Genomic DNA, 13955 nt, shown 5'->3' on the forward strand with positions numbered 1-13955 from the left:
TCGTTGGAGACTGGAGACGGGACACTCCCGCCCACACGCCCTTCGTCCTCCACGTACCCGGTCTCTGGTCTCTGATCTCTGTTCTCTGTTCTCTGACTGCCGACCGGAGACCGCTCGCCCTCCACGTACCTGATCTCTGATCTCTGATCTCTGATCTCTGACTGCCGACCGGCGACCTGAAACTCCAAATCACTCAACTCCCTTCCTCCACACACCTGATCTCTGATCTCTGGTCTCTGATCTCTGACCTCTGATCTCACCCTCCTCGCCGCCAGCCAGGCAAAAACCGCTTCATCCGGGGCCAGGTACGCGTTCTTGACGCCGAACTCGGCCATCATGTTGGGCAAGACCATGCGGCTTTCCAGGGACAGGGCCTCGATTGCTGGGCCGCTGATCTCCACCGAGGCGTAGAGTCCACCGTCCGGGCCCAGGCGACCGATGATGGTCAGGGCCAGGTCTTTGGCCGTGGCCCAGGCCGTTAGGCGTCCGTTGACCACGATCTGGATGCTCTCCGGCACGCGCAGCCACAGTTCGCCGGTGGCCCAGATCGCGGCCATCTCGCTGCGACCCACGCCCGCGCCGAACGCGCCCAGCCAGCCAAAATGCGGAGTGTGCGAATCCGCGCCGAGCACCGTTTGTCCGGGCAGGACAAGGGCCTCTTCGCTCAACACCTGGTGGCAGATGCCGCGGCCGACATCGAAGAAATGGCGGATGCCCTGCTCGGCCACAAAGCGACGCACCTCCGCATGGTTCTGCGCATGCTGCGTCGTGGGCGCGGGCGCGGCGTGATCGAGCGTGATCGCCAGGCGCTCCGGGAAACGCACGCGGCTGACGCCGAGCTGGCGGAAGATGCGCAGGATGGCCGCGCTGTTGTCATGGCTCAGGGCCATGTCGGGCCGGGCATCCACCACCTGACCTGGCGTCACCGCCGCCAGCCCGGCCGCACGCGCCAGCGCTTTCTCTGCAAATGTTTTTCCCATCGGGGTTAGCCCACCAGCCCGCGCAGCCACAAATGAGCCAGGCCGCAGATCACCACACGATCCTTGATGATGCCGCTGCTGACCGCCTGCTTGAGCCATGCCACCGTGACCCAATGATTGACAACGATCTCGGCATCGTCCGGGTGTGAATGGCCCGTTGGCCGCAGGTTACGGCCGAGCGCCAAGTGACTGATGGCGTTGCCCAGGCCGGGGTTGTCCCAGCACGCGCCCAGGTATTCCAGCGATTCGGCCTCATAACCGCTCTCCTCGCGCAACTCACGCGCGGCGCAGGCCAGCAGGTCCTCGCCCACATTGGCCAGCCCGCCCGGCGCCTGCCAAACCACCTGGCCGACCGGGTGACGATACTCTTGCTGGAGCAGGATTTCTCCGGCCGCGTTCAAGCCGATGATGCCCACGCCGGCCACCTCTCGATGCACATTGGTGTACTCATAGGTGCGGCCATCCGGCAGGCGCACCGTGTCGAGGGTCACGTGCAGCCAGCGGTTCTGAAACGCGTCGCGCGAATCAACCAGTTGCCAGGAGGCGATCGGCGCCGGCGTGAGCGATGTGGCGTTGGCTGGGGTCATGCGGTCACCCTGTTGGGATTTCCGATTTCCGAGTTGGGGTTTGGGATTCGAACTATGGGGATTTTCTGATGCCAGGCGCGCAGCACGGCGTCCACATCCTCCAGCGCCATCGGTTTTACGTCGGCCAGAGCCTTGATGTGCGCGGTGGCCTCTTTGAGATCGTCGTCGGTCAACGCCAGTCCCAACTGCTCGGCCCGGCTCTTGACCGCGTTCCAGCCGGTGAGGCGGTGGGCGATATGCACGTAGCGGGTCAGACCAAAATCAGCCGGATCGAGGATTTCGTAGGTGGAGGGGTTGTTGAGAATGGCTTTGGCGTGAATGCCGGCCTTGTGCGTGAACGCGGTGAAGCCGGTGATGTAGTTATTGAACGGCACATCAATCCCGACGATACCCGCGACCAGGTTTTCAACCTCGCGCAGCATAGGCAGATTGTATTTGGTGACCAGGTTGCGGTCGGTGGCGTAGAGGCGGGCAATCATGCCGCCGAGAGGGGTGATGCCGTTGCGCTCGCCGATGCCGAGCACGGTGGTGTCCACATGCGTCACGCCGGCCTCCAGCGCGCAGAAAGCGTTGGCGATGGCGCAGCCGCTGTCGTTGTGCCCGTGGAACTCGATGTCGCAGCTAACCAGTTTGCGCAGCGTGCTGACCAGGTCGTACACCTGGCGGGGATTGGCGACGCCCACGGTGTCCGCGATGCCCACGCGGTTGACGCCGATCTGATCCACGGCCCGGTAGATAGTCAGCAGGTCAACCAGGTCAGAGCGGAACGAATCCTCCGTACTGAAGCGGACCTGCACGCCCTGGCTCTTGATGAACTCGACCACGCTGATTGCCTGCTCGATGATGTAGGGGATGTCCTTGCCGTGGCTGAACTGACGCAGGTAGGACGAGGTGCCGATCACCACGTCAATGCCGTCCACGCCGGTGTCAACGGCCACGCGTGCGTCGTCCATGTGGCAGCGGGTGTGGGTCAGGATGCGGGTGCGCCGCGGCAGGGCGGCGATTGTGCGGCAGTCCTCCAGGCTCTGCGGCGAGGCCAGGGGCGAGGTCAGTTCCAGGAACTCGACGCCGAACGCGTCCAGGGCCTGGGCAATTTCCACCTTCTGCGCGGTGGTGAAGAAGGCGTTGGCAAACTGCTCCCCCTCGCGCAGGGTGGACTCGATAATGGCAAAATTCGTGAGCGGCATGAGATTTTCTCCTCCGGTTTTGGGGCAATAAAAAAGCCGGCCCCAGGTTATCCTGGCAGCCGGCTTTGCTGTCCTGATTGACGAGCAAGCACCATCTACCAGACGTGGTCGTCCGGCTTCTTGGCCTTGCTCTGCTTGCAAACAAACTGAATCGTCATGGTCTTCATCCTATCTTGCGAACGGGCGGGAGTTTAGCATAGGGGAGGTGAGGTGTCAAATCAGGAAATTGGCCGCTCAGCCGCGACGCAGGCGTGTCAACGGTTTGAAGCCTTCGCCCAGGACCTCAGTGCTGGGGGTGATGACCATGAAGGCGTCAGGGTCGGCCGCGCTGACGATGCTGCGCAGGGCGCCGACTTCGCGGCGATGCACGACGGTGAAGAGCATGATGCGCTGATTACCAGTGAAGCCGCCCTGGCCGGTCAGAATGGTCACGCCACGGCCCAGGCGCTGCAGGATGGCCGTGCGCACGTCGTCCGGCGCCTGGGTGACGATGAAGGCCGTATGGCTGGCGTTGAAGCCCACGTCAACGACATCAATCACACGGGCCATAACCCACGCGGTGATCAGGGCGTAGAGCGCGGGGCCGAGGCCAAAGAAGATGGCGGCCATGCCCAGGATGAGCGCGTCCATGGCCAGCAGGGAGCTTGACATGCGGATGCCGTAGAAGTGCTCCAGCAACTTGGCAGGAAGTTCGGTGCCGCCGGAGGTCGCGCCGGCGCGAAAAACCAGCGCCTGACCGGCGCCGAAGAGCAGTCCACCGTAGGCCACGTAGAGCAGCGGTTCGCCCTGCACCGTCGGCAGGTAGGGGCGCAGGCCGTCAATCGCCAGGGAAACCAGCACGGCCGCCGCAAAAGTCTTGGGGCCAAGCTCAGCGCCGAGCAGCCAGACTCCCAGCGCGAAGAAGGGGACATTCAGGGTCAGCAGGGTCAAGCCGGTGGGCCAGCCGCGCAGGCGGTTCGCAAAGATGGCGATGGCCGTGAAGCCGCCGGGCACCACGTCATTCGGGTCGAGGAACACGTCCACGGCCAACGCCATCAAGAAACAGCCGAGCACGATGAGAATGGCATCGCGCAACAAGCGGTAATGAGGTTTCAAAGCGAGGCTGGCTCTCAGTGTTTACCGTTACTCGGCAAGGCCGGCACGTGCAGCATGAATTCGTCCAGAGATTCAGCCGCCAGCGCCAAGTCTACCATCTGCTCGAGCTGATCAAGATTCAACTGTTGCAACCTGATCTGGATGCTTGGCGGTGCAATCTGAAAACGTGCGCGCACCAGGCGCAAAAGCTGACGCAATGCGCCTTGCTGCATACCTTGCTGCATACCTTGCTGCATACCTTGCTGCATACCTTGCTGCATACCTTGCAGTATGCCTTGTTGCATGCCTTCGGCTAAACCCTGCTCCAGAATTTCCTGGTACCACGGCGATTCACGCAGGACGTTCATATCCCACCTCATGATTTGCTGTACAACCGGGATGTCGAATACGAAGCTGGCGAAAAAAGCCAGGAGCGGCTCTAAATCGCTCAGCTTTTCATCATGACGTAACATGTCCAATGCCCGGGCGACAATCTGCTGTTTGGCGCCTCCCTTGAGCACTGGCGTGAACGGAAGCAGCGCAGGTAACGGACGCTGCAAGACGATGTTGGCATCAACGGTCCACAGATTGATGACTCGGTAATCCTGTCGTGCGTGCAATCCCATGAATTCGGATTCGTAACGCTCGACTATCTTGTCGCTGTGACCTGGTGGTGGCAGGATGTTGATCAACACCGGAAACACCGGCAGCCCGAACGTTTCTTCCGCCAGGGCTGCGTAGGCCCGCATGCGCCGTGGCAGACTCGGCTTGTAGCGAATCTGCAGTTCTGTGAGCTGTAGAAACTCGCCATGCTCCGGGCTAAAGCAGCGTATCAGCACATCACTGGCTCGACTAATCCATTGGAACTCACTGGAGACAATCTCGCGTGCCGTGACATCACTGCGCTGCGTGACCCATTGCGCCCAGGCGTCTGGAGCCAGGCTGATCAGGCGTTTGCCACCAATGTCCGCTGTTTTGGGCATGATCCCCCTCGTGTAGTCGGCGCATGCTTCACGTTGACAAGAGAAGTATAAGGCGCTGGCAGCGATTCGTCAATCCTGCCGGGGCAGGTTTGCAGGAGCCGCTCGCTGAGCTTGCCGAAGCGACGCGGTGGGCGCCTCTTCGACAAGCTCAGACGGTATCCTCTTTTGGCACAAGACGGGGGGTGGCGGACCGCATGTGAGCGGAAAGTTAGTGAGATTGAGTCGCAGACCGCCTATGAGCCTGCTTACGCCGCTCAGGGCGTCTGCCTTACTCCGGGCACGCGGTGCCCCACATGGAGGCGACGGCCTGCACGTCGCGAATGTCGTTGACTTGATCGCAGCCGCCGCTGGCGCGACAGTCCACATCGGCCGCACGCGTGTAGGCGCCGGTGGTCTGATACAGGTTCCAGGCGTTGGCTGTAAAGGCGATGTCCACCACATCAATGCCGGTGGCGCCGCCCTCCTGGCATGAACAGTCGGGATCGGCCCAGTAGCAGGCGGTTTCGACCTGGCACGACCTGACCACGACATCGTCCAGGTTCCAGCCGTCCGGGCGACCGACGCTGGTGTCAGAGCCGAGACGGAAGCGGAACTTGACGGTTTGCCCGGCGTAGGGATTGAGGTCTACGATCGAATTGAGCCAGTCCTGCGGATCGCCGCACCAGGCGTTGACTGTGCCCAGGGGATTGCCGCTGCCGATCGGGCCGTTGTAGGGATCTGTCAACAGGCCGCTGGTGATCTGCGTCCAGGTGCTGCCGGCGTTGGTGGAGATTTCCAGGATGCCGCCGTCGTAGCAGCCGCCGGAGCGCGGTTCGAACGACTGGTAGTTCCAGAATTGGAGGCTCAGCGGATTTTGTCCACTGGGCAGGGCGATGGACGGCGAAACCAGGCGCTGGTCGCTGCTGGTAGCCGGATCGGTGGCATGGAAGGCTTGCAGGCCGCTATGCACGCGCGTGCCCCACAGTGCCCAGGTGTTGCCGCTGCCGCCGGAACCGAGCGTCCAACCGTTGGGGCCGGTCTCGAAATCTTCACTGAGGAGCGTGCTGGGTACAAGGCCAGGGCCGCAGTCGCCGGGCGCGGCCACGGTGGTGAAAGTGAAGATGGTCGAGTAGGCGCTGACTCCGCAGGCGTTGTCAGCCCAAACGCGCCAGTAATAGCGTGTACTGGTGAACAGTGTGACCGATGGGGTGTAGCTGACGCCGGTCAGGCCGGTGGCTGAGGCGACGATGTTCGTGAAACCGGCGTCTTGTGCTACCTGGATGCTGTAGGTTGCAGCCTGCGACGCTGCATTCCAGGTGAAGGTTGGCTGGCTCGCCACGTTGGTGGCGTTGTTCGCAGGACTGACCAGGATGGGCGCGGGAGGCGCGGCATTCGCCACGTTGAGCAGCACGTTGCTGGTTTGCGAGCCGCCGTTATACAAGCCGGTAACGCCAATGGTGTAATTGCCCGTCGCAGCGCTGCCGGTGTTGCCAATGGTCAAGGTGGTGCTGCCCGGTCCGGCCACGGGGTTGGGGGCGAAGGTGGCCGTGGCGCCGAGCGGGTGGCCGAGGGCGCTGAAGGTCACGGCGCCGGCATAGCCGACGTTGATGGTGTAGTCCGCATTGGCCGGCGTGCAGATGGCCTGCGAGACGGGCGTGGCGCTGAACACCGAGAGCGTAAGGAAGACAGCGCTTACCGCGCCCCAGTTGTTGGCGGCGTCCTTGCCGCGCACGAAGATGGTGTGGCGACCGCTGTTGAGGCCGCTGGTGTTGATCGTGGCTACGGCGTTTTCAATCGTGCTGTTGAACGTGCCATCGGCGGGCGACATGGGATAGGCTACTGCGCCCGCCTGCCAGGGCGGTGTGTCAATGTAGTACTCGGCCGCGGCAACGGCCTGTGTCGGTTCGCTGCCGTTGCTGTTGTTGAAGCGGGTATCGTTGAGGGTCGCGGACAGGTTGACCGGGTCGCCGGTGGTGACGGTGACAGGGGCAGCCGCCACACCGAGGGCATCAGGTCCGGCGGCCGTCATGTACGGAGTGCGCGAGGCCTTGGCCGCGTAGATCAGCGCCGGCATGTTGGTGGGCAGGATCGTGTTTTCGAAGGTGGAGCAGTCCTGGAAGAAAGAGGTTCCCAACTCGAAGGTGTACGATGCGATGCCCAGGTCGCCGTAGCTAAAATCGTCGGTGGTGCCATCGGTGGCATAGAGACCGATGGCCTGCTCAGGCAAATAGCTGTTGAAGTAGGCGAACTTGCGGCCCAGGGTTTGCAGGGCCGGGCCATTGGGCGCGACGGTGCTGGTGAAGCCCCACGGCCACAGGACCAGTTGGCTGTAACTGTGAATGTCCACGTAGACGCCGGTGGCGTCCGGCGGCGCCGGATCGGTGAGGAGGGGGCCGCGTTGATCGGGGAAGATGGCGCGCATGTAGGCTTGCGCGGCTTGAGTTTCAGGTTCCGAGGCTGCGCTGGGGCCGCGGTAGGTCTCGCTGCACTGGCTGCTGCTGGAGCCGCCGCAGCATCCCCATTGAAAGTTGAAATTGCGGTTGAGATCGGCGCCGCGACTCGTGCTGGTGGCGCCGCAATAGTTCTGATTGGTGTTCTTGCGCCACGAGAGGCCCGTCTCCGCCTGCTTGCGGCCATCGGGGTTGGTGTGCAGCATCAGATGCACTTCGTGGTAGTCCAGGATCCAGGTGACATCGGGATCTACGTTGTAGTTGGTCACCAGGTACTCGGCGAAACGTGTTGCCAGTTCGGCCGTGGTGTACTCGCGCGCATGAATGGCTGAGGTGATGAAGAGCTTGGGCTTGGGGCCAGGCACAGCCGAGTTGGTTAGAACCAGGACGTTCATGTCGTAACCGCCCAGGCCGGCGCTCTTTTGCCATGAGTTGCCGGCATCAACGAACGAAGCCAACTGCGGATAGTTCGTCACGATGCTCTGCGCGGTGGCGAAGGTCTCTTCGACAGTGCGGTAGCAGGGGTAGCCCGGAATGCCGTTGACTTGGTCGGGCGAAATTTCAGGCTTACGGTTGAAGTTGGCGGTTTCCAGCTCGTCAACCTGCAGGCGAAAGCCCAGGCGTTCGATCGCCGCGTATTCGTCCTGATCCACCGCGACCAGGACATATTTCTCTGTCGTGTTGTTGTATTCGAAGAGATCGAAATCGGCCAGTTGTTTGATCTGGGCCGCATCGTCATAATAGACGCGGGCGACAATGGGATTGGTGAATCCATCGCTGTGGGGAGGGACGACCGGGGCCGCGTGGGCAACCGGTAAGAGCAGGGAACAAAGGACGAGCGCGAGCAGAAGACGAAAGCCAGGTGAGCGTGCCATGCAAAAACTCCTCATCGAGACGTCAGATTCGTGATTGCTGCGGGAATGTCCTCAGTGAAGACAGCGGAGGTGCTGCCGTAGCCTGCCCATTATAGCACGCGGCGCACGCTGCGACCAAACCCTGGCGGACATTCTGTGAGCCAAGCAGCCCATTTGACAAGACGCGTCATTGCGTTTATACTCCCGCCCAGCGTAAAGAGTAAGTAGCCTGTCTTGAAGTGAGGTAGCCGTGTCGGTTAGAACCTTGTCCCTTACGACGATCGTCATTAGCACGCTCCTTGTCGGTGTAATTAGCCGGCCGGAGCGAATGGCGGTTGGGGGACAGACACGGTAGCAACGTACCTACCTTTGCAGTGTTGCAGAAGCCTTCCCACCGCCGGGAAGGTTTTTTGTTTCTCTTTGTTTTTTGATCCCAGCGCATCACGATCGAAGCCGTTCGTGTGCGCTTGACAGGCCAGGTCTCGCCCCCATGTGTGCCTTCTGAGTTTTTAGCGGCGATGATGCCCAACGGGTTGCAATGGCGCCCCTGACTACGGTGAGTCTCCTTATAGGGGGGCACGGTGGTCAGGGTTTTTTATTTGTGGCAGGTGCGGTGTACGCAGAAACTATGAGGAGATGATGATGAAACTGAGCGGTGCCCAGATGGTGTGGGAAATCATGATGCGCGAGGGGGTGGATGTTGTCTTTGGTTATCCAGGCGGCGCCAATCTGCCCATTTACGATGCCATGGTGCAGTACCCTGTGCGGCATGTCCTCGTGCGCCACGAACAGTGTGCAGCGCACATGGCCGATGGTTACGCGCGCGCCACGGGCAAGGTAGGCGTCTGCATGGCCACCTCCGGCCCCGCGGCTACCAACCTCGTGACAGGGCTTGCCACCGCGCTGCTCGATTCGATCCCGCTTGTGGCGGTGACCGGTCAGGTGCCGACCACCCTGCTCGGCGGCGATGCCTTTCAGGAGACCGATGTGACCGGCGTCACCCAGCCTGTCACCAAGCACAACTACCTGGTGACCGACGTGCGCGAACTGCCGCGTGTGATGCGCGAGGCGTTTTACATCGCGCGGGAGGGACGACCCGGCCCGGTGCTGGTGGACATCTGCAAAGATGTGCAGAATGCTAAGCATGAGTTCGAATACCCGGAGAAGATTTTCCTGCCGAGTATGACCCGCACACGCCGACCCGCGCCGCAGGCGATCGGCCAGGCGGCTGAAATCATCAATCGCGCCAGGCGCCCGCTGATCCTGGCCGGCCACGGCGTGCAAATCGGCGGCGCGGAGGCGCAGTTGATGGAACTGATCGAGAAGGCTGAAATCCCCGTGGTCACCACCCTCTTGGGCATCGGCAGCATCAAGGAGACGAACCCGCTGGCCCTGGGCATGGGCGGAATGCATGGCGAGGCGGCCACCAACCTGGCGGTGCAGCAGTGCGATGTGCTGATTGCCATCGGCATGCGCTTCGATGACCGCGTCACCGGCCGCCTGGACAAATTTGCCCGCCAGGCCAAGATCATTCACTTCGAGCTGGACCCGGCCGAGGTCGGCAAGAACGTCAAGCCGGACGTGACCGTGCTGGGCGATTGCAAGGAGACGCTGACCGAGCTGCTGCCGCACATCGAGCCGGCGCGTCACCCGGACTGGCTGCAGACGATCAAACACTGGCAGGATGAAACCCATCAGCGCGACATCGTGCAGGCCGAGGTGGATGAATTGATCCCACCCTATGTCATGCGCGCACTGTGGCACGCCACCAAGGGCAATACCTTCGTGGTTTCTGATGTCGGCCAGCATCAGATGTGGGAGGCGCAGTATTTCGTGCATGAGCGCCCGCGCCAGCTCATCACCTCCGGCGGCCTGGGCACCATGGGCTTCTCACTGCCCGCGGCCATGGGCGCCAAGGTTGCCTTTCCTGAGCAGTTGGTGTGGGCCGTGGTCGGCGATGGCGGTTTCCAGATGACGATGCAGGAACTGGGCACTATCGTCCAGGAAAACATCCCGATCAAGATCGCCATCATCAACAACGGCTTTCTGGGCATGGTGCGCCAATGGCAGCAGTTCTTCTACGAGAAGCGCTACTCCGCCACGCCGATCTTCAGCCCGGACTACGTTCAACTGGCCGCGGCCTACGGCATCCCCGCCCGCATGGTGGATCGCAAGGAAGATGTGGCCGCGGCCTTTGCCGAAGCCAATGCGCATGACGGCCCCTTCCTGATCGAATTCCGTGTCAAAGAAGAGGTCAATGTCTATCCCATGGTCGCGCCAGGCTCAGCCGTGGACGAGATGATCCGGCGCCCGATGGCGATTGTGCAGGAGTACAGCGGGGTGCAGCCGAGCTGGTGAGCGGAGATTAGAGACTGGAGATCGGAGAAGCAAGATGAAACACACATTGGTTGCGTGGATGGAAGATACGCCGGGCGTGCTCAACAGGGTCACCGGCATGTTTCGCCGGCGTAATTTCAACATCGAGAGCCTGGCGGTGGGCCACAGCGAGACGCAGGGCATCTCGCGCATGACTTTCGTGGTAGACGGCGATGAGCGCATGGTGGATCAGGCGGTCAAGCAGCTCGAGAAGGTCATCAACATCTACCGGGTGGAGAATATCAGCCAGGCGCCGGCCGTCATTCGTGAACTGGTGCTGGTGCGCGTGCGCGCCGAGGGCGCGACGCGTTCCGAGATCGTGCAGTTGACCGATATCTTCCGCGCCCACATCGTGGACGTGGCCCTCGATTCGATCGTGGTGGAGATGACCGGCCCCGAAAGCCGCATCAACAGCTTTTTGGACTTGATGCGCAATTTTGGCATCCAGGAGATGGTGCGCACCGGTCGTGTGGCGATGTCCCGCGGCCTCAACAGCGTCACGCGCGAAACGGAAGTCACACCGGGCTGGCGCCACACCAACGGCCACGCGCCGCAGTAGCGGATTGATTGTACGATTTTTTCTGAGGAGGAATGATGGCGAAGATTTTCTACGATGCCGATGCCGACCTGGGCCGGCTGGCGGGCCGCAAAATTGCGGTGATCGGTTATGGCAGCCAGGGCCATGCCCATGCGCTGAATCTGCGGGATAGCGGCTGTGATGTGCGGGTGGGGCTGTACGCCGGCAGCAAGAGCTGGGCGCAGGCCGAGGCCCATGGCCTGACCGTGCGCACCGTGGGCGATGCCTGCGCCGAGGCAGACATGATCATGATCCTGCTGCCCGACACGACGCAGGCCCGTGTTTATCGGGAGAGTATCGAGCAGGCTCTGGCGCCTGGCAAGACACTGATGTTCGCGCATGGTTTCAACATTCGCTTCAGTCAGATTCAGCCGCCCGATTTTGTAGATGTCAGCATGGTGGCGCCCAAAGCGCCTGGCCATCGCGTGCGCGAGGTCTTCGAAGAGGGCGGCGGCACCCCGTGTTTGGTGGCCGTGCAGCAAGATGCCAGCGGACATGCCCTGGCCGACGCCCTCGCCTACGCCAAGGCCATCGGCGGCACGCGCGCCGGCGTGATCCTGACCACCTTTGCCGAGGAGACGGAAACCGACCTGTTCGGCGAACAAGCCGTGCTCTGCGGCGGGGTCAGCGCGCTCGTCAAGGCCGGCTTTGACACCCTGGTTGGCGCCGGTTATCAGCCAGAAGTGGCCTATTTCGAGTGCCTGCACGAGCTGAAACTGATCGTGGACCTCTTCTATCGCGGCGGCCTGAGCTTCATGCGCTACTCGGTCTCTGATACGGCCGAACACGGCGATTACAGCGCCGGGCCGAAGATCATCACGGACCAAACCCGCGCCGCCATGCAGCAGATCCTGGCCGACATCCAGTCCGGCGCTTACGCCGAAGAGTGGATCGAAGAGAATGCGATGGGCCGTCCCTGGTTCAACGCCGTGCGCGCACGCGAGCGCGACAGCCAGTTGGAACAGGTGGGCCGCGATCTGCGCCGCATGATGCCGTGGATCAACCCACGCGAGGTCGTGCCCGGCCAGGGCGGGGCGTGATGGGGGCGGAGATCGGAGATTGGAGATCGGAGATTGGAGACGGCAGAACTGCCGCCTTCCACACACCCGGTCTCCGGTCTCTGATCCCTGATCTCTCTTTGGAGACTGGAGACTGGAGATTGGAGAGCACAGAGATGAAACCTGCTGTAGGAAACGATCAAATCGAACGGGATGTCATTCTGTTCTTCGATACGACGCTGCGCGATGGCGAGCAGTCGCCGGGCGCGACGCTCAATACGCAGGAGAAGCTGGAGATTGCACGCCAGCTCGCCCGTCTCGGTGTGGATATCATCGAGGCGGGATTTCCGGCGGCCTCGCCAGGCGACCTGGACGCGGTGCGTCAGGTTGCGCAGACCGTGGGCGTCGAAGCACGGCTGGACAAGTTCGGCCAGATGGCGCCGCCGCCGATCATCGCCGGGCTGGCGCGCGCCAGCCAGCACGACATCAACGCAGCCTGGGAAGCCGTGCGCCATGCCCAGCGGCCCCGCATCCACACTTTCCTGGCTACCTCACCCATCCACATGGAGTTCAAGCTCAAACTGACGCCTGAGGAGGTGATGGCAAAGGTGCATGAGATGGTTTCCTATGCCTGCAGCCTCTGCCCGGATGTTGAATTCAGCCCGGAAGACGCCGGCCGCTCCGACCCCCACTTCTTGTACAAGGTGCTTACCGTCGCCATCGCCGCCGGCGCATCCACCATCAACATCCCGGACACCGTGGGCTACACAACGCCGGCCGAGTATGGTCAACTGATTCGTGACATTCGTGCGCACACGCCAGGCGCCCGCCAGGTGGTCGTCTCCTGCCACTGCCACAATGACCTGGGCCTTGCCACCGCCAACACCCTCGCCGGCATCGAAAACGGCGCGCGCCAGGTCGAAGTGACGGTCAATGGCATTGGCGAGCGCGCCGGCAACACCTCGCTGGAAGAAATCGCCATGGCGCTCTACACCCGGCGCCAGGTCTTCGAAGTGGACACGAACATCGTCACCCAGGAAATCCACCGCTCTTCCGACATGGTCAGTCGTTACACGGGCATGGTCGTGCAGCCCAACAAAGCCATCGTCGGCGCCAATGCCTTCGCCCATGAGGCCGGCATTCACCAGGACGGCATGCTCAAGCACAAGCGCACCTACGAAATCATGGACGCCGACATGATTGGCCTCAGCCGCAGCCGCCTCGTCCTGGGCAAACACTCCGGCCGCCACGCCTTTCGCCTCAAACTCGAAGAAATGGGCTATCATCTCAGCGACGAGGACTTGGGCGAGGTCTTCTTCCGCTTCAAGGACCTGGCCGACAAGAAGAAGACCGTGACCGACAATGACATTCAGGCGCTTGTGGCCGACGAGCTCTACCAGCCGCCGGAGACCTGGGTCATCGAGAACGTCCAGGTCCAGTGTGGAACCGGCCTGATTCCCACAGCCGTCGTGCGTCTGCGCAACGCCCAGGGCGGCTTCGTGCGCACCGAGGCCGGCTTCGGCACCGGCCCGGTGGACGCCATCTACCAGAGTATCAACCATATCGTGGATGTGCCCAACAAACTGGTCGAGTTCAGTATTCAGGCTATTGATGAAGGTCTGGATGCCGTCGCTGACGTCACCCTGCGCATCGAGGCGCCGGAGCCGGTAGGCGCTGGCGAGTCCGCGCAGGGAGGGGCAGGGCGCCGTATCTTCAGCGGCCGCGGGGTGGACACCGATATCGTCGTCGCCAGTGCGCGGGCCTACATTCAGTCGCTGAACAAGCTGCTGGCCGCGCGCGAAGAACGTGCGTCGGACGTGGCGGTCTAGCGGAAGAGTGAGCAAAACATGAGCAAGCAGGAGTTGGACATGCAGACCGGGGAGTTGAGACCGGAGATCGGAGGGTGGAGA

The 13955-nt window shown here is 62.2% G+C and carries 9 protein-coding genes and 1 pseudogene; 4 read left to right on the plus strand and 6 right to left on the minus strand.

Annotation, left to right across the window (positions count from 1 at the left end):
* Positions 1 to 272: 272 nt before the first annotated feature.
* The 6 genes and pseudogenes from IPM84_16450 to IPM84_16475 form a co-directional block, all read right to left on the minus strand.
* Positions 273 to 980: pseudogene (locus IPM84_16450) on the minus strand (3-isopropylmalate dehydratase large subunit).
* Positions 981 to 985: 5 nt separating this feature from the next.
* Entirely contained in the window at positions 986 to 1567 is a 582-nt protein-coding gene (locus tag IPM84_16455; GenBank protein ID MBK9094328.1) for an NUDIX hydrolase, read from the minus strand.
* Positions 1564 to 2754, minus strand: coding sequence for a homocitrate synthase (gene lysS / locus IPM84_16460; protein ID MBK9094329.1), 1191 nt, complete (start codon positions 2752 to 2754; stop codon positions 1564 to 1566). The genes IPM84_16455 and lysS overlap by 4 nt, the downstream gene beginning before the upstream one ends.
* Positions 2755 to 2988: 234 nt before the next feature.
* A complete protein-coding gene (locus tag IPM84_16465; protein MBK9094330.1) occupies positions 2989 to 3849 on the minus strand; it encodes a YitT family protein in 861 nt (286 codons plus the stop codon).
* Between the two features lie 14 nt (positions 3850 to 3863).
* Positions 3864 to 4811 carry an Rpn family recombination-promoting nuclease/putative transposase gene (locus IPM84_16470; GenBank protein ID MBK9094331.1) on the minus strand — a complete coding sequence of 316 codons (948 nt, stop codon included), beginning with the start codon at positions 4809 to 4811 and terminating at the stop codon, positions 3864 to 3866.
* A 268-nt stretch (positions 4812 to 5079) separates the two neighbouring features.
* Positions 5080 to 8130, minus strand: a complete 3051-nt coding sequence (locus IPM84_16475; GenBank protein ID MBK9094332.1) for a choice-of-anchor J domain-containing protein — start codon at positions 8128 to 8130, stop codon at positions 5080 to 5082.
* Between the two features lie 606 nt (positions 8131 to 8736).
* Here IPM84_16475 and ilvB point away from each other — a divergent pair.
* From ilvB to IPM84_16495, 4 genes are all read left to right on the plus strand, one after another.
* Positions 8737 to 10452 (plus strand): biosynthetic-type acetolactate synthase large subunit, encoded by a 1716-nt coding sequence (gene ilvB / locus IPM84_16480; protein MBK9094333.1) that lies wholly within the window; start codon positions 8737 to 8739, stop codon positions 10450 to 10452.
* Between the two features lie 34 nt (positions 10453 to 10486).
* The gene (gene ilvN, locus IPM84_16485; GenBank protein ID MBK9094334.1) at positions 10487 to 11029 is read left to right on the plus strand and encodes an acetolactate synthase small subunit; all 543 of its coding nucleotides are present in this window, start codon (positions 10487 to 10489) and stop codon (positions 11027 to 11029) included.
* Positions 11030 to 11064: 35 nt separating this feature from the next.
* Positions 11065 to 12087 (plus strand): ketol-acid reductoisomerase, encoded by a 1023-nt coding sequence (gene ilvC, locus IPM84_16490; protein MBK9094335.1) that lies wholly within the window; start codon positions 11065 to 11067, stop codon positions 12085 to 12087.
* Between the two features lie 134 nt (positions 12088 to 12221).
* Positions 12222 to 13874 carry a 2-isopropylmalate synthase gene (locus IPM84_16495; GenBank protein MBK9094336.1) on the plus strand — a complete coding sequence of 551 codons (1653 nt, stop codon included), beginning with the start codon at positions 12222 to 12224 and terminating at the stop codon, positions 13872 to 13874.
* The last annotated feature ends 81 nt before the right edge of the window (positions 13875 to 13955 follow it).

Source organism: Candidatus Amarolinea dominans (assembly GCA_016719785.1).
Lineage (GTDB): Bacteria > Chloroflexota > Anaerolineae > SSC4 > Amarolineaceae > Amarolinea > Amarolinea dominans.